General features: G+C 67.5%; 25 protein-coding genes. 13 read left to right on the top strand and 12 right to left on the bottom strand.

Annotated features, from left to right (window positions below; translation table 11 throughout):
• The first annotated feature begins 46 nt into the window (after window positions 1-46).
• From V3B46_RS17075 to V3B46_RS17065, 3 genes are read left to right on the top strand one after another with little or no spacing between them, the layout of a single operon-like run.
• Entirely contained in the window at window positions 47-1,321 is a 1,275-nt protein-coding gene (locus V3B46_RS17075; protein ID WP_005414441.1) for a pyridoxal phosphate-dependent aminotransferase, read from the top strand.
• A gap of 3 nt (window positions 1,322-1,324) precedes the next feature.
• Window positions 1,325-1,942: an SGNH/GDSL hydrolase family protein gene (locus tag V3B46_RS17070; protein WP_071229632.1), complete on the top strand. Its 618-nt coding sequence runs from the start codon at window positions 1,325-1,327 to the stop codon at window positions 1,940-1,942.
• 4 nt (window positions 1,943-1,946) lie between these two features.
• Window positions 1,947-2,663: a class I SAM-dependent methyltransferase gene (locus V3B46_RS17065; RefSeq protein ID WP_329892420.1), complete on the top strand. Its 717-nt coding sequence runs from the start codon at window positions 1,947-1,949 to the stop codon at window positions 2,661-2,663.
• A 68-nt stretch (window positions 2,664-2,731) separates the two neighbouring features.
• On the opposite strand, the gene V3B46_RS17060 is transcribed toward V3B46_RS17065, so the two are convergent.
• On the bottom strand, window positions 2,732-3,511 hold the full coding sequence (locus V3B46_RS17060; protein WP_329892419.1) for a polysaccharide deacetylase family protein: 780 nt from the start codon (window positions 3,509-3,511) through the stop codon (window positions 2,732-2,734).
• Between the two features lie 59 nt (window positions 3,512-3,570).
• Here V3B46_RS17060 and grxD point away from each other — a divergent pair, with 59 nt between their 5' ends.
• Window positions 3,571-4,497 carry a Grx4 family monothiol glutaredoxin gene (gene grxD / locus V3B46_RS17055; protein ID WP_126929566.1) on the top strand — a complete coding sequence of 309 codons (927 nt, stop codon included), beginning with the start codon at window positions 3,571-3,573 and terminating at the stop codon, window positions 4,495-4,497.
• A 77-nt stretch (window positions 4,498-4,574) separates the two neighbouring features.
• Here the strand turns inward: grxD and V3B46_RS17050 are convergent, their stop codons facing one another.
• Together V3B46_RS17050 and V3B46_RS17045 are read right to left on the bottom strand one after the other, a co-directional pair.
• Window positions 4,575-5,114: a DUF924 family protein gene (locus tag V3B46_RS17050; protein WP_049421811.1), complete on the bottom strand. Its 540-nt coding sequence runs from the start codon at window positions 5,112-5,114 to the stop codon at window positions 4,575-4,577.
• A 43-nt stretch (window positions 5,115-5,157) separates the two neighbouring features.
• Window positions 5,158-5,934: an AMP nucleosidase gene (locus V3B46_RS17045; protein ID WP_005414446.1), complete on the bottom strand. Its 777-nt coding sequence runs from the start codon at window positions 5,932-5,934 to the stop codon at window positions 5,158-5,160.
• Between the two features lie 151 nt (window positions 5,935-6,085).
• Here V3B46_RS17045 and V3B46_RS17040 point away from each other — a divergent pair, with 151 nt between their 5' ends.
• The 6 genes from V3B46_RS17040 to V3B46_RS17015 all read left to right on the top strand — a co-directional run bounded on the left by V3B46_RS17040 (window position 6,086) and on the right by V3B46_RS17015 (window position 11,559).
• Complete coding sequence (locus tag V3B46_RS17040) at window positions 6,086-7,495, top strand: amidohydrolase (RefSeq protein ID WP_329892418.1); 1,410 nt, start codon at window positions 6,086-6,088, stop codon at window positions 7,493-7,495.
• Window positions 7,495-8,778, top strand: coding sequence for an amidohydrolase family protein (locus tag V3B46_RS17035; RefSeq protein WP_329892417.1), 1,284 nt, complete (start codon window positions 7,495-7,497; stop codon window positions 8,776-8,778). The genes V3B46_RS17040 and V3B46_RS17035 overlap by 1 nt, the downstream gene beginning before the upstream one ends.
• Window positions 8,779-8,798: 20 nt before the next feature.
• A complete protein-coding gene (locus tag V3B46_RS17030; RefSeq protein ID WP_329892416.1) occupies window positions 8,799-9,431 on the top strand; it encodes a 2-hydroxychromene-2-carboxylate isomerase in 633 nt (210 codons plus the stop codon).
• A gap of 95 nt (window positions 9,432-9,526) precedes the next feature.
• Entirely contained in the window at window positions 9,527-10,468 is a 942-nt protein-coding gene (locus V3B46_RS17025; protein ID WP_154264391.1) for a DegV family protein, read from the top strand.
• A gap of 77 nt (window positions 10,469-10,545) precedes the next feature.
• Complete coding sequence (locus V3B46_RS17020) at window positions 10,546-10,884, top strand: hypothetical protein (protein WP_006469105.1); 339 nt, start codon at window positions 10,546-10,548, stop codon at window positions 10,882-10,884.
• Window positions 10,885-10,995: 111 nt separating this feature from the next.
• Window positions 10,996-11,559, top strand: coding sequence for a DUF3916 domain-containing protein (locus tag V3B46_RS17015; RefSeq protein ID WP_329892415.1), 564 nt, complete (start codon window positions 10,996-10,998; stop codon window positions 11,557-11,559).
• 157 nt (window positions 11,560-11,716) lie between these two features.
• Here the strand turns inward: V3B46_RS17015 and V3B46_RS17010 are convergent, their stop codons facing one another.
• From V3B46_RS17010 to V3B46_RS16995, 4 genes are all read right to left on the bottom strand, one after another.
• Window positions 11,717-13,129 carry an efflux transporter outer membrane subunit gene (locus tag V3B46_RS17010; RefSeq protein WP_329892414.1) on the bottom strand — a complete coding sequence of 471 codons (1,413 nt, stop codon included), beginning with the start codon at window positions 13,127-13,129 and terminating at the stop codon, window positions 11,717-11,719.
• Window positions 13,126-14,208 carry an HlyD family secretion protein gene (locus tag V3B46_RS17005; protein ID WP_329892413.1) on the bottom strand — a complete coding sequence of 361 codons (1,083 nt, stop codon included), beginning with the start codon at window positions 14,206-14,208 and terminating at the stop codon, window positions 13,126-13,128. The genes V3B46_RS17010 and V3B46_RS17005 overlap by 4 nt, the downstream gene beginning before the upstream one ends.
• A gap of 21 nt (window positions 14,209-14,229) precedes the next feature.
• Window positions 14,230-15,759: an MFS transporter gene (locus V3B46_RS17000; protein ID WP_329892412.1), complete on the bottom strand. Its 1,530-nt coding sequence runs from the start codon at window positions 15,757-15,759 to the stop codon at window positions 14,230-14,232.
• Window positions 15,760-15,912: 153 nt separating this feature from the next.
• The gene (locus tag V3B46_RS16995) at window positions 15,913-16,830 is read right to left on the bottom strand and encodes a LysR family transcriptional regulator (protein WP_032129879.1); all 918 of its coding nucleotides are present in this window, start codon (window positions 16,828-16,830) and stop codon (window positions 15,913-15,915) included.
• Between the two features lie 141 nt (window positions 16,831-16,971).
• Here V3B46_RS16995 and V3B46_RS16990 point away from each other — a divergent pair, with 141 nt between their 5' ends.
• Window positions 16,972-17,418: a universal stress protein gene (locus V3B46_RS16990; RefSeq protein WP_329892411.1), complete on the top strand. Its 447-nt coding sequence runs from the start codon at window positions 16,972-16,974 to the stop codon at window positions 17,416-17,418.
• A 5-nt stretch (window positions 17,419-17,423) separates the two neighbouring features.
• Window positions 17,424-17,894 carry a hypothetical protein gene (locus V3B46_RS16985; protein WP_329892410.1) on the top strand — a complete coding sequence of 157 codons (471 nt, stop codon included), beginning with the start codon at window positions 17,424-17,426 and terminating at the stop codon, window positions 17,892-17,894.
• 54 nt (window positions 17,895-17,948) lie between these two features.
• Here V3B46_RS16985 and V3B46_RS16980 read toward each other — a convergent pair whose 3' ends face one another.
• The 5 genes from V3B46_RS16980 to frmR form a co-directional block, all read right to left on the bottom strand.
• Window positions 17,949-19,394, bottom strand: a complete 1,446-nt coding sequence (locus tag V3B46_RS16980) for a GGDEF domain-containing protein (RefSeq protein ID WP_154264397.1) — start codon at window positions 19,392-19,394, stop codon at window positions 17,949-17,951.
• A gap of 186 nt (window positions 19,395-19,580) precedes the next feature.
• Entirely contained in the window at window positions 19,581-20,411 is an 831-nt protein-coding gene (fghA, locus tag V3B46_RS16975) for an S-formylglutathione hydrolase (protein WP_154264398.1), read from the bottom strand.
• 63 nt (window positions 20,412-20,474) lie between these two features.
• Entirely contained in the window at window positions 20,475-20,834 is a 360-nt protein-coding gene (locus tag V3B46_RS16970; protein ID WP_329892409.1) for a YqcC family protein, read from the bottom strand.
• 8 nt (window positions 20,835-20,842) lie between these two features.
• Window positions 20,843-21,952: an S-(hydroxymethyl)glutathione dehydrogenase/class III alcohol dehydrogenase gene (locus V3B46_RS16965; protein ID WP_154264400.1), complete on the bottom strand. Its 1,110-nt coding sequence runs from the start codon at window positions 21,950-21,952 to the stop codon at window positions 20,843-20,845.
• Window positions 21,953-22,018: 66 nt separating this feature from the next.
• A complete protein-coding gene (gene frmR / locus V3B46_RS16960; protein ID WP_005411009.1) occupies window positions 22,019-22,294 on the bottom strand; it encodes a formaldehyde-responsive transcriptional repressor FrmR in 276 nt (91 codons plus the stop codon).
• A gap of 211 nt (window positions 22,295-22,505) precedes the next feature.
• Between frmR and V3B46_RS16955 the strand changes: the two genes are divergently transcribed.
• Window positions 22,506-25,595, top strand: a complete 3,090-nt coding sequence (locus V3B46_RS16955) for a TonB-dependent receptor domain-containing protein (RefSeq protein ID WP_329892408.1) — start codon at window positions 22,506-22,508, stop codon at window positions 25,593-25,595.
• The last annotated feature ends 10 nt before the right edge of the window (window positions 25,596-25,605 follow it).

Raw genomic sequence — 25,605 nt, 5'->3', positions numbered from 1 at the left:
ATTCCGGTAGGATGGAAGCCCCATGCCTTTTGACGGCCCAGCTCCCATGTCCACCAACTCGCCCAAGCCCCTGGCCATCCGCGAGCGCCTTTCCGAAGTGCGCTACGAAATCCGCGGAGAACTGGCGCGGCGAGCCCGGGAGCTGGAGGCGCAGGGCCGCAAACTGATCAAGCTCAACATCGGCAATCCCGGCGCCTTCGGTTTCCGCGCGCCGGAGCACCTTCAGCGTGCGATCGCCGACGACATGGGCCGCACCGACCCATACACGCACCAGCAGGGCCTGCCGGTCGCGCGCGAAGCCATCGCCAGCTACTACGCCCGCCGTGGCGCGCCCGATGCGCACCCGGACCGCGTCTTCCTCGGCAATGGCGTCAGCGAACTGATCGACCTGTCGCTGCGTGCGCTGCTCAATCCCGGCGACGAAGTGCTGGTGCCCTCGCCCGACTACCCGCTGTGGTCGGCCTCGACCATCCTCAACGATGGCCGCCCGGTGTACTACCGCTGCGCACCGGAGAACGGCTTCCAGCCGGACCCGAGCGAGATCGAGACGCTGGTCTCCTCGCGCACCCGCGCCATCGTGCTGATCAACCCGAACAACCCCAGCGGCGCCAGCTACCCGCGCGAACTGCTGGAGCGCGTGGTCGAGATCGCTCGCCGCCACAACCTGCTGTTGCTGGTTGATGAGATCTACGACCAGATCCTCTACGACGACGCGGTGTTCCAGCCGGTCGCGCCGCTGGCCGGTGATCATCCGTGCCTGACCTTCAGCGGCCTGAGCAAGGTGCACCGCGCCTGCGGCTGGCGCGTGGGCTGGGCCCACCTCAGCGGCGACGATGCCCGCCTGGGTGACTTCCGCGCGGCACTGGACCTGTTGGGCGCGCTGCGCCTGTGCGCCAACGTGCCGGGCCAGTACGCCATCGAGGCGGCGGTGAATGGCCCGGACACCATTTCCGAGCTGTGCACGCCGGGCGGCCGCCTGTATGAAACCCGCCGCGCGGTGATCGAAGCCTGCGAAGCCAGCGAGCACCTGTCGCTGGTCGCGCCGGCCGGCGCGCTGTACGCGTTCCCGGCCGTGGTCGGCGCTGCGGCGAAGGGCTTCGACGACCACAACTTCGCGCTGGACCTGATGAACAACGAGGGCGTGCTGGTGGTGCCGGGCTCGAGCTTCAACGTGCCCTACCGCCACCATTTCCGCGTGACCCTGATGCCGGAGGCCTCGGTGATGCGCGATGTGTTCGCGCGCATCGACCGCGTGCTGGCACGGCGTGCCGAGGACGCGACCAAGGTCGTGCCGCTGAAGCCGCGCCGTTCGGTGGCCTGACCTGTGACCCTGTCCTACCTGGCGCTGGGCGATTCGTACACCATCGGTGAAGCGGTTGCAGTCGAAGGCCGCTGGCCGCACCAGCTGGCTGCCGCGCTGCGTGCACAGGGCACTGAGCTGTCCGATCCGCAGACCATTGCGACTACCGGCTGGACCACCGACGAACTTGATGCAGGCATCGATGCGGCCGCGCCGCAGGGGCCGTTCGATTTCGTCAGCCTGCTGATCGGCGTCAACAACCAGTACCGCGGGCGTCCGCTGGACGAATACCGCAGCCAGTTCCAGGCGCTGTTGCAGCGGGCCATCGGTTTCGCTGGCGGTGATGCCGGCCGCGTGCTGGTGCTGTCCTTCCCCGATTGGGGTGCGACCCCGTTCGGCGCCGGCAGTGGCCGCGACCTGGCCGCGATCGAGATCGAGACCGACGAGTTCAATGCGGCTGCCGAGGTGATCAGCACCCAGCAGGGCGTGGCCTTCGTCGACATCACCGATATCAGCCGCGCGCAGGGCGAAGACCCGACGATGATTGCCGAGGACGGCCTGCATCCTTCAGCGCGGATGTACGCGCTGTGGAGCGCGCGCGCCCTGCCGGTCGCCGCACACCTGCTCGGCGGCACGGACTGAGGCGATGGTCGGCACGCCACGGAACGGCCCGCCCCTGCCCTGCACGCCCCTGACCGCCCCGCAGGCCCGCTTGATCGCCGAAGCATTCCGGCCAGCGCAGGCCTGGGGCAGCCGCCGCGACTACTACTACACCCGCGGCAAGCTCGGCAGCGATCCGCTGTACGACGGCGTGCTGCAGCATCTGCCTGACGATGGGCAGCCGGTGCTGGACCTGGGCTGCGGGCTGGGCCTGTTCGCGCATGTGCTGCGCCAGCGCGGAGGTACCCAGCATTACCTGGGCGTGGACGTGGATGCCGGCAAGATCACCCGCGCGCAACGTGCTGCCGCCGACCTGCAGGACGTGCGCTTCGACTGCGTGGATGTGCAGGCGCCGCTGCCGGCGCAGGCCGGGCACGTCCTGCTGCTGGACGTGCTTCAGTATCTGGACGCGGGCCCACAGCAGGCCCTGCTGCGCGCGGCCAGCGCGCAGGTGGCCCACGGCGGTTGCCTGCTGCTGCGTACACCGCTGGCCACCGGCGATGGCCGCGACCGCACCACGCGGGTGGCGGACCGGCTGGCCTGGCTGATCGGCTGGATGGGCACGCGGCCGCGCCACTATCCCGATCCGCAGGTGCTGCAGGCGACATTGATCGAGGCCGGATTGCAGGTGACGTCGCCCCGGCCGCTGCACGGGCGTACCCCCTTCAACAGCTGGCTGCTGGTGGCGCACCGCATCCGGTAGCGCCGGGCCATGCCCGGCGGATTCCATCCATGCCGCTGCGCTCGGCGGGCGTGGCCCGGCGCTACCGGTTATCCGGCCGGCAGCTGCGCCTTCAGCCCGCGCTCGTCCAGCGCCTGCAGCACGCGCTCGATGATCACCAGGTTGTGCCCATGGGCGGCACCTTCGTGCAGCAGCACGATCGCGCCCGGGCGCAGCTCCGGCAGCAGCCGTGCCAGCACGCCGTCCGGCGTGCAGCCGACGCCGTCGTAGCCACGGGCACTCCAGCCTACCCGGACCAGCCCCAACCGCTGCAGCACCGGCGCCACGAACGGATTGGTCATGCCCACCACCGAGCGGTACCAGCGCACTGGATGGCCGCTCAGGGCCTGCAACGCGTGCTGGCAGCCTTCGATCTCGGCGCGCATCGCGGCCGGGCCCAGCCGCCAGAAGCGCGCCTGCGGGTGGCTGTGACTGTGATTGCCCAGGTCATTGCCACGGCGCAGGATCTCGGTCACCAGTTCCGGCCGTGCCAGCGCACGTTCCCCCACCAGGAAGAAGGTGGCGCGTGCCTGGTGGCGGTCCAGCAGGTCGAGCACGGCGCGGGTTTCCGGACCGGGACCATCATCGATGGTCAGCCATACCGTGTTGCCGGCCTCCGGCAGTCGGTTCAGCACCGGCGCATAGAAGCGGCTGTTGGGCAGGAACACCGGCACCATGAACAATGCGTGGCTGGCCACCATCAGCGGCAGACCCCACTGCCAGCCGGCCAGGGCCCAGACCAGGATCACGGCCAGCTGCGACGCCACCAGCCAGGGCAGCCAGCGCCAGGGGCGGGCCGGGATGCGATGCAATGTTCCTGCGTTGCTCATCCCCCATGATGCCATGGGGGTTAGAATTGATGATTCGAATTCCCGGAACCCCGACGTCCATGTCCCTCGATCCCGCCCTGCGTTCGCGCATCGAATCCATCCTCAACGCCAACCGCGTCGTGCTGTTCATGAAGGGCCAGCCGTCGATGCCGCAGTGCGGTTTCTCGGCCAAGGCCGTGGGCGCCCTGCAGGACCTCGGCGTCGAGTTCGCCCACGTCAACGTGCTGGCCGACCAGGAAATCCGTGAAGGCATCAAGGCCTATGGCGACTGGCCGACCATTCCGCAGCTGTACATCGACGGCGAGCTGGTCGGCGGCAGCGACATCGTGCTGCAGATGGCCGCCAGCGGCGAGCTGAGCAGCGTGCTGGGCCTGGCTGCGCCGGACCGTACCCCGCCGAGCATCACCGTCACCCCGGCCGCCGTGGAAATGCTCAAGGGTGCGCTGGCCGATGCTCCGGGCGCTGCCCTGCAGCTGTCCATCGACGCCGGTTTCCAGCCGAACTTCCAGCTGGCCCCGCACGACGAAGGCGCGATTGCCGCCGAGTCCAACGGCCTGCGCGTGCAGTTCGACCTGGCCAGCGCGCGTCGCGCCAACGGCATCACCATCGACTGGGTGGACGACATCCGCGGCAAGGGCCTGGCCATCGACAACCCGAACGCGCCCAAGCCGGTACAGGAAATCAGCGTGCGTGATGCCGATGACCTGGTGCGTGCCGGCAACATCACCCTGGTGGACGTGCGCCCGGCCGACGAGCGTGAAATCGCTGCCGTCGGCGTGCCGTTCAAGAGCTTCGACGGCAACGGCCGCGCCGCGCTGGAAGCCCTGCCGAAGGACACCGCGCTGGCCTTCATGTGCCACCACGGTGGCCGCAGCGCGCAGGCCGCCGAGCAGTTCCGCGCCCTGGGCTTCACCAAGGTGTTCAACGTCACCGGCGGCATCAACGCCTGGTCGGAAGAGGTGGACAACGGCGTGCCGAAGTACTGATCGGCATTGAAAAAGGGGACGGAGGGGATTAAGTCGTTTATGGCAAAAACGACTTAATCCCCTCCGTCCCCTTTTTCCTAGCCGGCGAACCCGCCTTCGGCCAGGTAATCCAGTTCTTCCGGCGTGGGGATGCGGCCCAGCACGGCGTTGCGATGCGGGAAGCGACCGAAGCGGCGGATGATGTCGCGGTGCAGTTCGGCGTACTGCAGGTATTCCTTGTCACCCAGCACGTCGAACATCGCCACCGAGCGGTCCTGGTCCAGCGGATCCTCGGAGTGCTCGAACGGCAGGTAGATGAAGGCGCGCAGCTTGGGCACCAGCTGCAGGTCCAGGCCTTCCTCGATGGCGCGCATGGCGTAATGCCGGGCCAGGCCATCGGTGGCGTAGGAATGGGCGGTACCGCGGAAGCAGTTGCGCGGGAACTGGTCCAGCAGCAGCATCAGCGCCAGCGCGCCTTCGGCACTGCCCAGCCAATGCTCGCGCGCGCGCGACGCCGCTGCGAAATGCTCATCCAGAAACAACTGGCGGAACTGCGCGTCGAACGCGTCGTCGCGGGCGAACCACTTCGCAGGGCCCGCCTCCTTCCAGAATTCCACCACTTGCGCGGCAACGTCCATTACCTACTCCCAGGCCCGGACGCCCCGCGCCCGGCCTTCATCATCATTCGTCGAAGCGCAGGTGGCGGACCGACTTGCCGTTGCGCCGGATAAGCTTAAGCGCCTCGATGCCGATCTGGATATGGTTTTCCACGAACTGGGAGCTGACCTTGGCATCGGAGGCCTCGGTCTTGACCCCATCGGGGATCATCGGCTGGTCCGAGACCAGCAGCAGCGCGCCGCTGGGGATGTGGTTGGCGAAGCCGGCGGCGAACACCGTAGCCGTTTCCATGTCGATGGCCATGCAGCGCATCGCCCGCAGCCGTTCCTTGAAGGCCTCGTCGTGCTCCCAGACCCGGCGGTTGGTGGTGTAGACGGTGCCGGTCCAGTAATCGTGGCCGAGGTCGCGGATCATGGTCGAAACCGCACGCTGCAGCGCAAAGGCCGGCAGCGCCGGTACTTCCGGTGGCAGGTAATCGCCCGAGGTGCCCTCGCCACGGATCGCAGCGATCGGCAGCACCAGGTCGCCCAGCTGGTTCTTCCGCTTGAGACCACCGCACTTGCCCAGGAACAGCACCGCCTTGGGCATCACCGCCGACAGCAGGTCCATGATGATCGCGGCATTGGGACTGCCCATGCCGAAGTTGATCATGGTGATGCCATCGATGGTGGCACTGGCCATCGGCCGGTCCAGGCCGATGACCGGCGCGCCGGTCAGCTCGGAGAACGTATGCAGGTAGCCGCCGAAGTTGGTCAGCAGAATGTGCTGGCCGAACTGGTCCAGCGGTACGCCGGTATAGCGCGGCAGCCAGTTGTCGACGATTTCCTGCTTGCTCTTCATGGGCAGTCCGGTACGGCGGGGGACCGGGTATTTTCAGCCACCCGGCCGGTGCCGTCGAGCCACCGTCGGCAGGCCTGTGAAGAAGGTCACTTGGCAAGCCCGCCGCCTCCGGGCTAGCGTCGGCGGTTGGACCAGTTGCAAGGGGAACTGCATGGCATCGACGTTGTTGCGCGCCGGGGTAGCCCTGGCACTGCTTTCATTGAGCACAGCTCCGGCGGTGGGCGCCTCGCGCTTCGTCGCCGATCCCTACCCCAGCACCTACCAGGCGCATCCCGATGCGCCGGTGCTGATCCAGAACGCCACCGTGCTGACCGGCACCGGCCAGCGCCTGGACAATGCCGACGTGCTGCTGCGCGAGGGCCGCGTCGTCGCCGTTGGCCGCCAGCTGCAGGCCGATGCCGGTGTCACCCGCATCGATGCGCAGGGCAAGTGGGTCACCCCCGGCCTGATCGACGTGCACTCGCACCTGGGCGTGTACCCCAGCCCCGGCGTCGGCGCGCACAGCGACGGCAACGAGATGACCGCGCCGGTCACCGCCAACGTCTGGGCCGAACACTCGGTGTGGCCGCAGGACCCGGGCTTCGCCACCGCGCTGGCCGGCGGCGTGACCAGCATGCAGGTGCTGCCGGGCTCGGCCAACCTGGTGGGTGGCCGCGGCGTGACCCTCAAGAACGTACCCGCAGTGACCTACCAGGCGATGAAGTTCCCCGGTGCGCCCTGGGGCCTGAAAATGGCCTGCGGCGAGAACCCCAAGCGGGTCTATGGCGAAGGCAAGGGCGTGACCCCAGCCACGCGCATGGGCAACGTGGCCGGCTACCGCGCCGCCTTCATCGATGCCGCCGACTACATCGCCAAGAACAAACCGAAGCCGGCCAAGCGCAAGGGCTGGTTCGGCAGCGACAAGGGCGACAGCGCCGGGGATGCCGGCGGCAAGCGCGATCTCAAGCTGGACACGCTGGCCGGTGCGATCGAAGGCGACATCCGTGTGCACATCCACTGCTACCGCGCCGACGAGATGGCCACCATGCTCGATCTGGCCAAGGAATTCGGCTTCAAGGTGGCCGCCTTCCACCACGGCGTGGAAGCCTACAAGCTGGCCGACCGGCTGGCCGCCGACGGTGTCTGCGGTGCGCTGTGGGCCGATTGGTGGGGCTTCAAGATGGAAGCCTTCGACGGCATCCAGGAGAACATCGCGCTGGTCGACCGGCCGAAGAACAGCTGCGCCATCGTCCACTCCGATTCACCCGAAGGCATCCAGCGCCTGAACCAGGAAGCGGCCAAGGTGATGGCGTCCGCGCGCCGCGCGCGCATGCCGGAGATCACACCCGAGCACGCCATCACCTGGATGACCGCCAACGCCGCCAAGGCGCTGGGCATTGAAGGCCAGACCGGCACCCTGGAGGCCGGCAAGATGGCCGATGTGGTGGTCTGGAACGGCAATCCCTTCAGCTCGTACGCGCTGGCCGAGCAGGTCTTCATTGATGGCCGCAGGTTGTACGACCGCAGTGCACCGGCAGCGACGCCGCGTTCCGATTTCCAGCTTGGCCAGGAGGTGCGCTGATGGTGGTGCTCAAGCAATTGGCGCAGTCTGCCGCGAAGGGCAGTCGAGCATGGCTCGGTGCAACTGTCATGGTGTTGGCCTGCCTCTCCGCATCCGCACAGGCACAGGACCTGCTGGTGCGCAACGCAACGGTGCACACCGCCAGCGCACGTGGCAGCCTGCAGAACGCAGACGTGCTGGTGCAGGGCGGCATCATCCGTGCGGTGGGCAGCGGCCTGTCCGCACCCGCTGGCGCAACCGTGGTCGAGGCCAGTGGCCGCCCGTTGACCCCTGCGCTGTTCGGCGGCATCACCGAGACCGGCATCGAAGAGGTGCTGGTCGAGAGGAGTACCGTCGACAGCGCACTGAAGATCGGCGAGCAGCCACTGCGGCCCGAGTTCGACGTGACCCTGGCCTACAACCCGGCCTCGGTGCTGATTCCGGTGACCCGGCTGGAAGGGATCGGCTTCACCGCATTGGGCGCAACCCCCGGCGGTGGCTTCGTGGCCGGCCAGGGCGGCGTGATGCGGCTTGATGGCAGCATCGACCCGATCGGCCCGCGCGCCCTGTTCCTGCGCATCGGCGCGGCCGCCTCGGAATTGACCGGCCAGTCGCGCGCCGCGCAGTGGATGCTGCTGCAGCAGATGATCGACGAGGCGCGTGGCCAGGTGGCCGCAGACTCGCCGCATGCGCTGCTGACCCCGGCCGGCCGCCGCACGTTGAGCCGCTACCTGGCCGGCCAGGGCCGCATCGTGGTGGAAGTGGACCGTGCCGCCGACATCCGCCAGCTGCTGCGCTGGGCCGCCCGCGAGAAGGTGAAGATCGCCATCGCCGGGGCCAGCGAAGCGTGGCAGGTGGCGCCGGAACTGGCCGCTGCCCACGTGCCGGTGTTCGTTGATGTGCTGGCCAACCTGCCGGCCAGCTTCGACCAGATCGGGGCCACGCTGGAGAATGCGGCACGCCTGCAGCGCGCGGGCGTGGCGGTCTCCTTCGTGCAGCGCGGCGACGCCACCCACAACGCCCGCAAGATGCGCCAGCTGGCCGGCAATGCGGTCGCCCATGGCCTGCCCTGGGCCGACGGCCTGGTCGGCCTGACCCGGGTACCGGCGCAGGCGTTCGGGGTGGCCGACCAGATCGGCAGCATCGAGCCCGGCAAGCGCGCCGACCTGGTGCTGTGGGAGGGCGATCCGCTGGACGTGGCGCACTATGCCGAGCAGGTCTGGCTGGGCGGCCGTGCGATGCCGATGCGCTCGCGCCAGACCGAGCTGCGTGACCGCTACCTGCAGCGCAACGCGCAGCCCTGACCGCACACGAGGACACACCGATGGCGACACTGCGCTGGTACTTCGACCTCATCTCGCCCTACGCCTACCTGCACTGGCAGAAGCTGAAGCAGTTGCCACAGTTCGCGCAGATCCAGACCGTGCCGATTGCCTTCGGTGCGGTGCTGCATCACCTGGGCAACCTCGGGCCGGCCGAGATTCCGGCCAAGCGCCGCTTCATCTACCGCCAGCTGTTGTGGACCGCGCAGGCCGAGGGCACACCGCTGCGATTCCCGCCCGGCCATCCGTTCAACCCGCTGCCCGCCCTGCGCCTGTGCCTGGCCGCCGGTGCCAGCGTACAGGCGGTGGACGTGCTGTTCGACTGGATCTGGCGCGACGGCAACGCGGCCGACAGCCCTGACGCCCTGCGCGAACCGGCCGCACAGCTGGGTATTGACGATGTCGCCAGCGCCATCGCCGACCCGGCGGTGAAGGAGCAGCTGCGCCGCAACACCGAGGCCGCAATTGGTGCTGGGGTGTTCGGTGTGCCGACCCTGGCAATAGATGAGGAGCTGTTCTGGGGCAACGACGCGCACCCGCTGATGGCGGCGGTGCTGGCCGATCCGGGCCTGCTGCGGCAGCCCGAATGGCTACGCCTGGCCACCCTGCCGGTGGCGGTGCAGCGCAGTCGCTGAACAGGGCATGGCGCGTTTCCCTCGCGCGCCTGGATGGGATTTGAGATAGATTTCACGTTTCCGAACCTACAACCGCCCTGGAGGGGGAGCCGCGGATGCGCATCGGAATCGTCGTCGACTCGGCCTGCGACCTGCCGCCGGACTTCATCGCCACCCACAACATCGTGCTGCTGCCGATCACCGTACGCATCGGCGAAGCGGTGCTGGCCGATCATCGCGATGAACAGGCCACACTGAGCTTCCTGCACGCGCACGTGGCCGAACATGGTGCTGAAGCGGAAACCATCCCTTTCAGCGTCAACCAGATCCGCGACCTGTTCCTGCAGCAGCTGGTGATCGATTACGACCACGTGTTCTGCATGACCATCACCAAGACCCGCAGCCCGATCCATGACAACGCGCTGCAGGCCAGCTTCGCCATCCTCAACGACTACAAGCCGGTACGGCAGGCGGCAGGCTACAACTCACCATTCGCGCTGCGCGTGCTCGACACCCAGAACCTGTTCGCCGCGCAGGCGGTGACCGCGGTGGAAGCCGTGCGCCTGCGCGACAGCAACGCCAGCGTGCAGCAGATCCGCGAGCGGCTGGAGGAGCTGGCCAGCAACGTGCACGGCTACATGGTCACCCGTGACCTGTACTACATGCGCGCGCGTGCGCGGCACAAGGGCGACCGCAGTGTCGGCCTGCTCAGCGCCGCACTGGGCAGTGCGCTGGACATCAAGCCGGTGCTGCACGGTTACCGCGGCGAGACCGGGCCGGTGGCCAAGATCAAGGGCTTCGACAACGCCGTGCAGAAGTTGTTCGCGGTAGTTGGCCAGCGCGTACGCGCCGGGCTGATGACACCGACGGTGTGCGTCAGCTACGGCGGTGAGCTGGAAGAGTTGCGCACCCTGCCCGGCTATGCACAGCTGAGAGAGGTCTGCGCCACCCATGGCGTGACCGTGTACGAATCGGTGATGAGCCTGACCGGCATGGTCAACGTCGGCAAGGGCGCGGTCACCGTGGGCTTCGCCGATGGGCCACATCGGTTCGAGTGAGGCCCCGACGCGGCGCGGATCTGCACATCGATTCCACCGCGGTTGTGCCAGTCTTCCCGCACTTCAAGGAGAACTCCATGCCTGCGCAGTACCACATCAGCCTGCCCGACCCGTCCAAGGCCCGCGGCAACGATCCTGACCTGTCCTTCCATTCGCAGGGCGCCGCCGGTTTCGCCGAAGAGCTGCAGGACGCCCTGCGCAGCGGCACGCTGTTCGAGCGCTGGAAGGCCAAGCAGCCTGACCCGGATGCGGTGGAACCGCAGTGGGGCGTGACCGACCCGGATGCCACCGTGACCGGCGAGCAGAAAGACCTGCGCATCAACCTGGTGGCCACCACCCGCATCGACAGTGACGTGTTCAAGCAGCGCCTGCGCCTGCTGGCCGGCCACCACTGGGAACTGCGCGACGTGCGTTGAGGCCACCGCCGCCGTCGTTATCGACCCCACGCCGGCGGCCAAGCTCTGGTAGGCGCCAACCTTGGTTGGCGCTTTCCGGCACACCGCTCAAGCGGCTGGCACACTGCCGGGATGAGAAACAACACTCCCATCACCCGACCGGGTACGCGCGGCGAGAAGAAGCTGCGCGATGCCCCTCGCCGACTCCGCGCCCTGCAACATTGGGCAGACTGCTTCAAAGGCGCGTTTCCCTCGCCGCACGCATTGCAGGCCGCAGGCCGCTACTGGAACTACAAGATTCCCACCCATGCCCGTCTGGTCGAACCCCCTGCCACGACGCAGGAAATCCAGCGCACTTGCGCAAGGATCCTGATAGACGCGTGCGCCAACCTGATCCAGTCGCGACCTGCGCCCCAGGCCGACATTCGAGTGACCTGCTGCGTCACCTTGCCGGGGATGTTCTCCAGCGAGATCTGCCTTTACCTGGACGAGGCCTATTTCCAGGGACATGTCGCCGACACCCCGGATGGGCAGGTCACCGCGATCACCTCGCGCAGCCTTGCCGCCGAATGGGGGCTCGAACTTCCGATGGGTATTGAGGAGCGAGGCCTGCGAATCAGCATCCCCGCCGACGATGATGATGACGAATTCGAGGGTGAGTGCTGGTACTTCGGTGAGCTAGCCGACCGGCGTTGATGAGTACCCACGCGGGTGCCCCCTGGTAGGAGCCAACCTTGGTTGGCGCTTTGGAGAAGGCTGCCAACCAAGGTTGGCAACGACCGAAATGCCGGCCAGCGGCCGGCACTACCGCCACGATGGCTAGCACCGGGCCATGCCCGGCGATTCCATGTCGTTACCAGCCACCGCCCAGCGCGCGGTACAGCTCCACCCGCGCGATCGCAGCCGTGGCCTGGCTGTTGGCCAGCGCGGCCTGGTTGTCCAGCGCGATGCGCTGGGTGGTCAGCACATCCAGCATGTCGACCACGCCAGCCTGGTACTGCCGGCGCGCCGCGCCCAGTGCGCTCTCGCTCTCGTCCACCGCCACATGCAGCTGCACCGTGCGCTGCTGCTCCGCGGCATAGCCATCAATGGCGTCGTCCACTTCATGCCAGGCCTGCAAAACGGTACGGCGGAACTGCAGCGCCGACTGTTGCTGCTGCAGCCTGCTCAGCGCGAGATTGGCCTTCAGCCGCCCGCCCTGGAAGATCGGCACGCTGATCGACGGGCCGATGCTGAAACGGTGCGCGTTCCAGCCATCCAGATCATCCAGCTGCTTGGCCTGGAACCCAGCGTCGCCATTCAAGGTGATGCGCGGCAGGAAACTGGCCTTGGCTACGCCGATGCCGGCCGTTGCCGCGTGCAGTGCCGCTTCGGCACGACGGATGTCCGGGCGACGCTCGGCCAGTTCGCTGGGCAACCCCACCGCTACGGCCGGCAGCGCCGGCCAGTCACGGCGTGCATCCTGCAGCTGCGCGTCCAGCGCCTGCGGTGGCTGCGCCAGCAGGAACGCCAGCGCATTGCGCAGCTGCGATTCACGATGCCGCAGCGGCGCGATGCCGGCCTGCAGCGATGCCACCTGCGCGGACGCGCTGGACACCTGCAGCGTGCTGGCCACGCCCTGTTGCTGGCGTGCCTCGGTCAGGCGCTTCATGTCGAGGGCGATGCTGAGGTTGTCCTCGGTGATCGCCAGCAGCTGCCGCGTCGCGCGCAGCTGCAGGTAATCACGCGCGGTTTCCGCCAGCAGCGCGATGCGCACCGCGTGTGCATCCTCCTCGGCGATCTGCACGCGTGCGTCGGCCGCTTCCACCTGGCGGCGCACACGCCCCCACAGGTCCAGTTCCCAGCTCAGGCCGATGCCGGCCTGGAACAGCCCGTAGTCATCACGGCCGCCGTTGCCGGATGGATCATTCAGGCCCACCTCGCTGTTGCGTGCACGCACGCTACTGGTGCTCGCGCTGACGCTGGGCAGGCGATCGGCGGCGGTGATGCCACGCGCGGCGCGGCTCTGCTGCACGCGGTTGGCGGCCAGCTGCAGGTCCAGGTTGGCCGCGAGCACCTGGCCGGCAAGCTGCTCCAGCAGTGGATCGTCGAAGCCGGCCCACCAGGCCGCGTCCTGGTCGATGGCGTTGCCGGCGACAACCTCACCCTGCCAGTGGCTGGGCAGTTCCGCCTGCGGGCGTACGAAGTCCGGACCCATCGTGCAGGCAGCCAGGGCCGTGCACAGGCTGGCCGCAACGAAGGTGCGGAACAGGGTGACTGCGCTCATGCACCCTCCCCGCTCTTGTGGCCAGGACTGTGCTGCACGCTCTGCGCGCGGGCGCGGCTGCCCAGGTCAACACTGGCTTCCACCGACATGCCGGCACGCAGCTGGTCCAGCAGTGGCTGGCCCGGTTCCAGCACGATCTTCACCGGAATGCGCTGCACCACCTTGGTGAAGTTGCCGGTGGCGTTTTCCGGTGCGACGGCGGCGAAGGTGACGCCGGTGGCCGGCGCGATGCTGTCGATGTGCCCGCGCAGCGGCTTGCCCGGGAACACGTCCACCTTCAGCTCGACCTGTTGGCCGGCCTGCATGCGGGTCATCTGCGTTTCCTGGAAGTTGGCGACCACGAAGGCGCGCTTCAGCGGCACCACCGCAGCCACCGGCGTACCCGGGGTCAGGTAGGCGCCCACGCGCACAGCGCGGCGGCCGACCATGCCGTCGATCGGCGCGCGCAGCACGGTGTGCGACAGGTCCAGTTCGGCACGCGCCTGCGCCGCTTCTGCACGCTGTACCGCCGCCTGCGCGGCCTGCACGCCAGCGCTGAGGATGTCGGTGCGCTGGCGTGCGGTCGACAGCGCGGCCTGGCCCTGCTGCAGATGCGCACTGGCCACGGCCTGCTTCGACTGCGCCTGCTGTGCGTTCTGCACGGTGCCGGCGCCGTCACGGGCCAGCTCGCGGTAACGCTGCTGGTCGGCAATGGCCAAGGTCAGTTCGGAGCGGCTGACATCGACGCTGGCCCTGGCCTGTTCGATCAGCGAGTCCTGCTGGGCCAGTGCGGCCTGCGCGTTGGCCAGCTGTGCACGGGCGTTGGCGAAGTCGGCACGGGCCGCCTGCAGGGCCACCTGGTAGTCGCGGTCGTCGATGCGGGCAAGCACGTCGCCAGCCTTCACCGACTGGTTGTCCTCTACTTCCACGGCACTGACAAAGCCGGGAATCTTCGGCGCAACCAGCGTGTAGTCGGCCACGACGTAGGCATTGTTGGTGGTCTGGTGGCCGCCGTCGCGCAGCAGCAGCCAGGCACCGATGGCCAGCGCCAGCACGCCCAGGCCCAGGCCGGTATTGAGAGTGGTTCGATTGATCGTCATGAGGGGGTTCCTGCGAAAGGTTCAGGCCACGGCACGTGGCGGATGGATGCGGGTGGGCATCCAGGCAATGAGGGGAATGAAGGCGAGCGCCACCAGCGCGACCACCCAGTACAGGTCGGCCGAGGTCAGCGCCTGCACCTGTGCATGCAGGCGCGCGCCCAGCTGCGGGCCCTCGGCCAGCCACGGCTGCTCGCCAAGGCGGTCGACCAGCACGGTGGAATGGAAATGACGGCGGCCCTGGGCGACGGCATCCAGCACGCCGCTGGCGAGCACGGCAGCAAAGCCCTTGACCGTGTTGAACCACGCCGAGGCGAACGGACCGTCCTGCGGTGCCAGCCCGCCAGTGGCCAGCATCAGCAGCGGTAACACCGCCATCGGCTGGGCGAATACCTGCAGCAGCTGTACCCACAGGAAGTTGTCGCGGATCCAGGCCACATCCAGGTGCGAGCCCAGCCAGCAGGCCAGCGCCAGCATCGCCAGGCCGGTGGCCTGCACCCAGCGGCAATCCACTGCGCGGATGTTCAACAACGCCGCCACCAACGGCAATGCGATCACCTGTGGCAGCGCCACCCACAGCAGCATCGGTGCGGTCTGCAATGGCCGGTAGCCCTGCACGCTGGCCAGGAAACCGGAGGGAATCGAGATCACCGCCAGCAGCACGAACAGCACGCCGCCCAGCGTCACCAGCGAGTAGCTGAGGTTGCGGTTGGCCAGCAGCTGCAGCTTGAAGAACGGCAGCGGGTGGAACCATTCATTGATCATGAACAGCACCATCAGGCCGGCGCCGCCACCGATCATCAGGGTGATCATCGGTGAGTCGAACCAGTTCAGGCGCGGACCCTGCACCAGGCCCAGCACCAGCAGCACCAGCGCCGGCAGGCCCAGCGCCAGGCCCACGCCATCGAACTGGGCAAAACGCTCCAGCCGCAGCGGGTCCTGTGGCAGGCCCCAGCTGACCATCGCCATGGCGGCCATGCAGTACGGCACGATCTGCCAGAACGCCCAATGCCAGCCCACCTGCTCGACCCAGAACGCGGCCAGCGGCGTGCCCATGCTCGGGCCGAAGGTAGCGGTCAACGCGTAACCCGCCAGGCCATACAGCTTGATGCCCGGCGGCAGGAAGCGCAGTGCCACGCTCATCAGCAGCGGCGGCAGCGCACCACCACACAGCCCCTGCAGCGCGCGCAGCAGCAGGAACACCTGCAGGTTCGGGGCAAGCGGGCAGAGCACGCCCAGCACCATGAAGCCACCGATCATCGCCAGCGCGAAGCGGCGCAGCGAGAAGGTGGCGGCACACCACGGGGCGAAGGCCATCGCGCTGACCGACATCGCGCTGTAGAGGGCGACGATCCAGCTGCCGTCATCGACGCTGAAACCCATCGCACCGCGGATATCGGCCAGGGCGACCTTGGTGATGTTCTCGTTGAAGCCTGACACCAGCACCGCCAGCAGCACGCCGCACAGGCCGACCAGGATGCGGCGGTCGAGCCCGGGGGCGGCGGCAGGACGGGGCGCTGCGGCGGCCGGGACAGCGGCGGCCGGCGTACTCATCGCCGGGCACCAATCCGTGCAGTGCACGGCATGTTGGGGGTCATTGGAATGCGCTCAGTGAAACTCCGGGGAGCGCAGTCTAGGGAGCCGGTACCCTGCAAAAAATGGCGCAGCCCGCATCCCAGGCGTGCGTCACGCGCACGCATGAAAGTGTCAGCGCGGAGCCTCCCCTGCGCTTTCGCACATGGTCTTGATCGAGCGGCGCAGCCACTGGTGCGCAGCATCGTTGTCCAGCCGCGGGTGCCAGGCCTGGACGATGGCGGCGGTGCGCACCGGGATCGGCAGCGGGAACAGGCGCAGCGGCAGGCGCATGCTGACGATCCGCTCCAGCATCACGCTCGGCATCTGCGGCAGGATCAGGTCCGACTCGGCGGCAGCGAAGATCGCGCCGTGGAAGGTCGGGCTGATCAGCGCCACCCGCCGTTGCAGGCCCAGCGTGGCCAGGTCGTCATCGATCGGGCCACGCGGCAGCCCCCGCCGCGACACAGCGATGTGGTCGCAGGCAGCAAAACGCTCGGCGCTGATCTCCTCATCGAACAACGGATGGTCCTCGCGCGCGGCGCCCATGAACGAGGTACTGAACAGGTTCTGCACCTTGGTATCGGGCGCATGCTTGCCGGCGGTGCTGATGTACAGGTCGATCCGGCCCTGCGCCATCGCGTCGTCGTCGGTATCGCCCTCGGGCACGAAGCGCAGCACCGCGCGCGGCGCCTGCTGGCGGAACAGTTCACGCAGGCGTCCGCCGAATCCACCGATGAAGACATCATTGGCGCGGACATTGAAGGTGCGCTCCAGGGTGCGCAGGTCGATCTCGCGACCGGCGTTGAACACACGGTGGGCCTGCTCGATCACATCGCGGACCTGCTCACGCAGCTGCAGCGCGCGCGGCGTGGGGGCCAGACCGCGGCCGGCACGCACCAGCACCGGGTCGCCCAGCGCGGTGCGGATCCGGCCCAGGGTACGGCTCATCGCCGGCGCGCTCAGGTTCATCCGCCGCGCGGCGGCGGCCACGCTGCACTCGTCAATCAGCACGTCCAGTGCCAGCAACAGGTTCAGGTCCGGCAGGGGCATGACAGTCTCCAGCAAATCAGATGACTCTACGACACTTTTAACCACCGTGGATTGCGTTTTACGCATCCATTGACTGCCGCGCACGGCATGGGTGCGCGCAGTGACATCGGCGACCATCCCCGGCCTGCCAAGGAGACATCCATGTTCAATACCCTGCTGGTCGCCCTGGACGGTGGCCCCCAGCACGCACGCGTGCTGGACCTGGCCGCAGCCATCGCCGGCCCCCACAGCCGCCTGCACCTGCTGTGCGTGCTCGACCCCGAATTCGCGCTGGCGGCCGATGCCAGCGAAGCCGACCGCATCGAGTACCCGGAAGCCGCCCGCCAGCGCTCACGGGCCGAAGCGGTGCTGGCCGAAGCCCTGGCCGAGCTGCGCGAGCGCGGCGTCGACGCCATCGCGCAGATTCCCTCGGGTGACCCGGGCGAAGTGATCAGCGAGCAGGCCCGGCGCCTGAATTGCGACCTGATCGTCATCGGCCACCGCCACCTGTCCCGCCTGGAACGCCTGTTCGAACCCTCGATCGGGCAATGGACCATCGACCACGCGCCCTGTCCCGTGCTGGTGGAAACCCGCGACCCACAACCCTAGCAACCATGGCCTCCCGTTCCCCGGTGTTTCCCACCCGCGTCAACTACCGCGCCTTCGGCCGCCAGTTCGGCCGCGGCGAACAGGCACTGCTGGCGGCGATACGCCAGCTGCACGATCCTGATCAACAGGCCGATGGACTCGCCCAGCTGAGCAGCCTCGGTATTGATCCCGAAGGCTGCGACGCGTTCGTCGGCCTGCTGCCGCTGCTGGCCACGCCCACCGCCCCGATCGACCTGTTGCCCGCAGGCTCACCGTTCATCGCGGCCAGCGAACTGGACCTGCTGGTCTGCCTGCTGCGCATCGCCCAGTGGCGGCATGCACGCCCGCGTGAAGATGACACGCTGGCACCGTTGCGCCAGCAGCTGGCGCGCTGTGCGATGGCCGTGCAGGCGGCAAACCTGCCGTTGCGCCAGCGCTCGTTGTCACCGGTCGGGCTGAGGCTGCTCGATCCCACTGGCTGGTTTCGGCAGCGCTAACCCGGCCGCGCCGCCCGTGCGCAATCGCGCACGGGGACCGTGCACCTGGCGCGCTCAGCAATCCATCCTGCCGTGCGCACTGCCTTCGTCGTCGAGCACGTGCGTATGCAGGATCACCTGGTTGCGACCGGCACGCTTGGCGGCGTACAGGCCGGCATCGGCATCCGCCAGCAACTGATCGGCGCTGGCCAGGGCCGGCGGGTGCAGGTAGCCCACGCCGATGCTGATACTGACCGACCCTTCGGGCAGTGGCAGCGCCGCCACCGCCTCACGCAGGCGCTCGGCCAGCGCCAGCACGCCCGACAGCGGGCTTCCGGGCACGATCACCGCAAATTCCTCGCCGCCGTAACGGGCAACACTGTCACCGGCACGGCCGGCACTGATCTTCAGGACCCTGGCCACGGCCTGCAGGCAGCGGTCACCGGCCGGATGTCCGTGGCGGTCGTTGAAGACCTTGAAATGGTCGATGTCCAGCAACAGCAGCCCCAGCTCGCTGCCGCTGCGCCGCGCACGGTTCCATTCCGCAAGCAGCAGTGCATCGAACTCGCGCCGGTTGGCCACACCGGTCAGGCCATCCTGCCGAGCGAGCTGGTCCAGCGATGCCTGCCGTTCCATCAGGTCCACCTGCAGCAGGATGCTGCGCACGCCGAAGCCCAGCGTTGCCACCACGAAGCCGGTGACCGCCAGCGGCCGCGCATGGTCGACCACCAGGGTACCGACCACCAGCAGCAGCAATGGCAGGATCATCGGCCCCGCCGCCTGCACCGTTCTGCCCAGTCTCGGGTGCATCACGAACGTCGGCGCGGGCGCCTGGCTCATCGCCAGCAACGCCAGCAGCAGGAACGGCAGGTCGATCAGCAGATCGTTGTAGGCACCGAAAGACTGTTCCGAGGTGTAGTGGTTGATGTAGTACGCCACAATCAGGTAGCCCACCGCGTAGATCGCCAGCGCGCGGAAGAAGTTGCGCCGCTCCGGAACGTCGCCCACCAGCCAGCGCACCACCGCAAAGCCGGCAATGCACAGATTCTGGATATCGAACATGCGCTGCATGTTGGACAACGCGTGGTCGTCGATGTCGACGCGCGCGGCGAACGACTGCGCATGCACGAAGAACAGCACGCCCAGCAATGCGGCCATCGCCGCGTCGATCAGGCTGATGCTCAGCCGCTCGCGGCGTGCACGGGCCAGGATGAACACCAGCGGCACGCCGTACAGCACATACAGGAACAGGCTGGCCTGCGGCGTGACATCGGCACGGCCGGCACCGAGCGCATCGATCATGTTGACGGCCATGCCACCCGCCCAGAGCAGCAGCGCCAGGGCGGTGGCGCGCCAGCCGAGCGCGGCACGGTCGCGGCGCGCCCGCCACAGGCAGGCCGCCGCCGCCAGCAACGGGGCACCCGTGAGGAACCCGAAGGAACCCGCACCGGCGGGACCCGGCCACAGGGCCACGACCAAGCCGTGGCACAGCACATACAGCAGCGCCAGCACTACCGGCATGCATCCCCCGATCCGCAAGGCCGTATGGGCGCACGATAGTCCCGCCCGCGCCACGGCCACGTGATCCAATACGGCAATACGACACTTCGCGTGCCCCGCCATGGTAGTGCCGGCCGCTGGCCGGCAATCCCAGGGAATCACGGGGCTGCAGGTTGCCGGCCAGCGGCCGGGACTACCGGAAAGCCGTCAGCCGTGCAGGGCGCGGGCGTGGTGGGCGATGTGCTCGCCGATGAAACTGGCGATGAAGTAGTAGCTGTGGTCGTAGCCCGGCTGCAGGCGCAGGGTCAGCGGATGGCCGGCGGCATCACAGGCCTGCTGCAGGCGCTGCGGTTGCAGCTGGGTCTGCAGGAATTCGTCCGCCTCGCCCTGGTCGACCAGCAACGGCAGGCGCTCAGTGGCCACGGCGACCAGTTCGCTGGCATCCCACTGCGCCCAGTCCGCCGGATTGTCGCCCAGGTAGGCGTGGAAGGCCTTCTGCCCCCACGGCACGTGGCTGGGCGCAACGATCGGCGAGAACGCCGACACGCTGCGGTAGCGCCCCGCGTTGCGCAGCGCGATCACCAGCGCACCGTGACCGCCCATCGAGTGGCCGCTGATGCCGCGCGCATCGGTGACCGGGAAATTCGCCTCGATCAGTGCCGGCAGTTCCTGCGCCACGTAGTCGTGCATGCGGTAGTGCTTCGCCCACGGTGCACGCGTGGCATTGAGGTAGAACCCCGCCCCCTTGCCCAGGTCATAGCCCTCGGCATCGGCCACGTCATCGCCGCGTGGGCTGGTATCGGGCGCGACGAGGATCACGCCATGCTCGGCCGCGTAGCGCTGCGCGCCCGCCTTGGTGATGACGTTCTGCTCGGTGCAGGTCAGCCCGCTCAGCCAGTACAGCACCGGCAGTTTCTGCGTTTCCGCCTGCGGCGGCAGGTACACGGCGAACTGCATGTCGCAGCCCAGCGTGGTGGAATGATGGCGGTAGACGTCCTGCCAGCCGCCGAAACAGGCGCGGTGTTCAATACGTTCCATGGTGCTCTCCTGCGCGGCGCGTCAGCGCACGCGTGCTTCTGGTAGATGCCGACCTTGGTCGGCTTATCCACGCGAGGCGTGGATGCCTTTGTTGATCCGTTCATCCAGCTGCGCCAGCAGGCGCAGCAACGATTCGACGCCAGGCTGGCCATCAAGATTGCGCCAGGCCGTCACGGCCACATCGCTGCGCGGCGGCCACTGCCCGGCTGCGCGCGCCTCATGAAGGCGCGGCAGGAATACCTGCGCCAGCCACTGCTCGAACGACATGCCATCGTCGCTGCCGAAGGCCGAGGTCACCGCACGCGGTGGCCCCACCTCCCCCACTATCCAGCCCAGCGCACGCAACGCCTGCTCGATCGGAGCCACCAGGGCCGCGCGCGGGTCTTCCGCACGCGGCCGGCGCAGGGCATCCAGCCAGCCCATGACGCGGCTCAATAGTGGACCACCGACCGGATCGACTTGCCCTCGTGCATCAGGTCGAAGGCTTCGTTGATCTTGTCCAGATCCATGGTGTGGGTGACGAACGGTGCCAGTTCGATATCGCCCTTCATCGCGTCCTCCACCATGCCCGGCAGCTGGCTACGGCCCTTCACGCCGCCGAAGGCAGTGCCCATCCACTTGCGCCCGGTCACCAGCTGGAACGGACGGGTGGAGATCTCCTGGCCCGAACCGGCCACGCCGATCACCACGCTCTGGCCCCAGCCACGGTGCGCGCATTCCAGCGCCGCGCGCATCACGTTGACGTTGCCGATGCACTCGAAGCTGTGGTCCACGCCCCAGGTGGTCATCTCGACGATGACCTGCTGGATCGGCTTGTCGTAGTCCTTCGGGTTGATGCAGTCGGTGGCGCCGAATTCGCGCGCCAGTTCGAACTTGGACGGGTTGGTGTCCACCGCGATGATGCGCCCGGCCCTGGCCTGGCGCGCACCCTGGATGACCGCCAGGCCGATGCCGCCCAGGCCGAACACGGCCACGCTGTCGCCTTCCTGCACCTTGGCGGTGTTGTGCACCGCGCCGATGCCGGTGGTGACACCGCAGCCAAGCAGGCAGACGTGCTCCGGGTTCGCGTCCGGATTGATCTTCGCCAGCGAGACTTCAGCCACCACGGTGTACTCGCTGAAGGTCGAGCAGCCCATGTAGTGGTACAGCGGCTCACCGTTGTAGCTGAAGCGGCTGGTGCCGTCGGGCATCACGCCCTTGCCCTGGGTGGCACGCACCGACACGCACAGGTTGGTCTTGCCGCTCTTGCAGAACAGGCACTCGCCGCACTCAGCGGTGTACAGCGGAATCACGTGGTCGCCCGGCTTGACACTGGTCACGCCCTCGCCCACCTCCACCACGATGCCGGCGCCTTCATGGCCCAGCACCACCGGGAACAGGCCTTCCGGATCATCGCCGGACAGGGTGAAGGCATCGGTGTGGCAGACACCGGTGTGGGTGATCTTGACCAGCACCTCGCCCTTCTTCGGCGGGGCGACGTCGATCTCGACGATCTGCAGCGGCTGGCCGGGACCAAAGGCGACGGCGGCACGGGACTTCATGGTGGCTTCTCCAGGATCAGGCGGAAAGGGAATGGCAGGACGATCGGCGCGATATGGCGCCGATGCTTATTTCAGGTACGAGCGGATCAACGCGCTCATGTCGCGCACGCGTTCGGCGCGTTGTTCGTCTGAGGCAGCGGGTTGCCCGAACTCCTCGCGCAGATGGGCCTCCATCACCTCGGACATCAGGCCGTTGACCGCGCCACGGATGGCGGCGATCTGCTGCAGCACCGGCCCGCAGTCGGCACCGGCTTCCAGCGCGCGATCCAGCGCATCGCACTGGCCGCGGATGCGGCGCACGCGGGCCAGGACCTTCTTCTTCTCTTCGGGGGAGTGCGGCATGGCTGGGCCACCTCGGAACTATACTGGGGGATAGTATACATGCAGGGCGAATGAAGCCATCTGGTGCTGCCGAGGCATGCTCCAGGCACAGATCCGCCCAGAATATGAATGAATAATAAATAGATTCATTTGTTACTTTTTCATGACCTGGGGTGCCTGCCTTCCGCCCGCGTTTACCCCCGAGTCACATTGGCGTGACCAGGGAGAAATCATGTACCTACCGTTGTTCGCCCGCAGTCGCTTGTCTGTCGCGCTGGGTTCGGCATTGGTGCTGGTGGCCGCCGCACCGGCCATGGCGCAGCAGGCCGCCACGCAGGAACAGAAGGCCGAGCCCGCCAGCAGCAAGACCCCCGTGCAGCTGGACCGGATGACCGTCACCGGCTCGCGCATCTACCGCGCCGGTTTCGACACGCTCGAGCCCGCCGCGGTGGTCAGCCGTGAATCGATCGAGAACTATGGCGACACCAACCTCATCGACGCGGTGACCCGGATTCCCGGGGTCAGTGCAGGCGTCAGTTCGCGCGGCGACCAGGCCGGCTTCGGTGCAGGCGTCAACTTCGCCAGCAAGTTCGGCCTGGGCAGCAATCGCCTGCTGACCCTGGTCAATGGACGCCGCTTCGTCACCTCTACACCGCCCACCATCTTCGGAGCCGGCGGCGGCTCGGGCATCCAGGTCGACATGAACGCCATTCCCAGCGTCATGGTGCAACGCATTGAAAGCCTGAGCGTTGGCGGTGCACCCACCTATGGCTCGGATGCGATCTCCGGCGTCAACAACATCATCCTGCGCGACCGGTTCGAGGGTGCCGAAGTCGAACTGGGCTACGGCAGGACCAGCAAGAACGACAACGAGCGCTACTCGTGGTCGGCCATCTTCGGTACCGACTTCGCTGATGGGCGTGGCCACATCGTGGTTGCCGCCGAGCTGGACAATGCCGATGGGGTGAACGCGCTGCAACGCGATTTCTACCGCCAGGGCTACAGCCTGCAGGCCAATCCCACGGCGGCCAATGCCACTGCCCAGCCCCTGCGCCGGCCAACCAATGATGGCCGCATCGACGGCAGCATTCCGTTCAACACCGGGCCCCGCGATGGTATCCCCGACCAGGTCTGGATACGCAACCGGCGCATTGCCAGCATGACTTTCGGTGGTCTGGTGATGCCGGCCACCGGCAGCTACACGCGCAACGGCCTGGGCGACATCCTTGGCTTCGGCCCGAACAAAGACAAACTGTGGCAGTTCAACAACGAGGGCAAGCTGGTCGAGTTCAATCCCGGCACCAGCTACGCGGGCGGTAGCGCCTCCGGCGGTGACGGCCTGAACCTGTTCGAGACGGTGCCGCTGATCGCCGACCTCGAACGACGCTCGGTGTTCTCCACCGGCAGCTTCGACTTCACCGACAACGTGCGCGGCTTCTTCGAACTTTCGCGATACGAAGCGACCGCCCGCGAAACCCTGGACCAGAACGTCTACAACGCGGTGTCCTTCGGCAATGCGCGCCTGGACGGCGGCGGTACCGCCAGCGGTGCGCTGACCTTCAGCGCCAGCAATCCGTTCCTCAGTGCGGAAACCCGCAAGATCCTCGCCGACAACGGCATCACCTCGTTCCGCCTGTCGCGATCTTCGCGCGACCTGTCGATGAACAACGCCAGCACCGAAACCCGCCTGACCCGTGCGGTGCTCGGCCTGAACGGCTTCTTCGAGGTCGGAAAGCGCAGCTTCAACTGGGAAGCCAGCGTCACCCACGGCCGCGGTGACTTCGACTACCTCGGCACCGGCCTGATCCAGCAGAACTTCATCAATGCAATCAACGTCACCACCGACGCCAGCGGGCGCATCACCTGTGATGCCACTCGCCCGGGCACCACGGCTGATGCGAACTGCCGCCCGCTGAATCTGTTCGGCGAGAACCAGGCGTCGCGCGAAGCCCTGGACTATGTCTCCACCCGGACCGTGGCCAAGGCGCAGACCCGCCAGACCGTCATCAACGCGTCGGTATCCGGCGGCCTGTTCGATCTTCCCGGTGGCGAGCTGTCCGCAGCGGCCGGCTTCGAACACCGCCGCGAAGAAGGCTCCTTCACCCCCAGCGAGTACCAGCGCCTGGGCCAGGGCCGTTCGGTGCCGACCCAGGCAGCCGAGGGCAAGTACCACACCAACGAAGTGTTCGCCGAAGTGCTGGCGCCGCTGTTCAATCCCGACTGGGATATCCCGGGCCTGCATCGCCTGGACCTGACCGCCAAGTTCCGCCGCGTCGACAACTCCGTGGCCGGCGCGTTCAATGCGTTTACCTACGGCATCCAGTACGAACCGATCGCCGGCCTGCAGCTGCGCGGCAACAAGACCCAGTCACTGCGCGCGCCGTCCATCGCCGAGCTCTACACCACCCAGCAGCCGGCCTACTACAACATCCCGGAAGTGTGCTCGCTGGACAACATCAGCGGCGGCACAAATCCGGCGGTGCGTCGCCGCAACTGCGAGGCGTTCTTCGCCGCCTACCCGGGCGCCGATCCGAACACTTTCCGCCAGCAGCCGACCAATACGCTGGGTTCGACCAACGGCAGCACCCGCCTGCAGAACGAAACAGCGAAGTCGTGGACGGCCGGCATCGTGTTCGCGCCGGAATGGATCCCGGGCCTGCGCGTCGCCGCCGACTGGTATGACATCAAGATCAACAACGTGATCACGTCGCTGAGCGCCAACGACATCATCACCGGTTGCTTCGACACTGCCGACTTCAACGCCGCCAACGTGCCCAACGCCAACCGCTTCTGCAGCCTGGTGACGCGTGATCCGAACACCGGCGTGGCTACCAGCATCAAGACCGAATATGGCAACGGCCCGGTGCTGATGTTCCGTGGCTGGACCGCCGAAGTCGGCTACCGTTGGGACCTGTCGCGCTTCGGCGTACTGGACCTGGACTTCTACGGCTACATGCCGAAGAACCGTGGCCAGGCCGCGAACCGGGACGTGCCGTTCGTCGAACAGGCGGGCAGCTTCAACGAGCCCAAGCGCCAGTTCCGTTGGACCGCCCAGCATCGCATCGGCAACTGGAACTACGGTGTGGCCTCCAACTACACCAGCCGCGCCCAGTACACGATGACCGATACCCCGGAAAGCCGTCAGTACTTCTACCGCGACAGCTGGACCACCTGGGACGCCAACGTCACCTACCGCATCACCGACGCCGCACGCGTGACGTTGTCGGTGATCAACGTGGGCGATGACATCGGGCCGTTCCCGTATGTGCTGGATGCACTGGGCCGTCGCTACATGGCCAGCCTGCGCTACAACTTCAAGTAGGCCAGGCGCA

The sequence above is a fragment of the Stenotrophomonas sp. SMYL11 genome, assembly GCF_036320005.1.
Taxonomy (GTDB): domain Bacteria; phylum Pseudomonadota; class Gammaproteobacteria; order Xanthomonadales; family Xanthomonadaceae; genus Stenotrophomonas; species Stenotrophomonas maltophilia_A.
The sequence above is the reverse complement of the archived record's forward strand: the minus strand, read 5'-3'. Positions and strand labels throughout refer to the sequence as shown.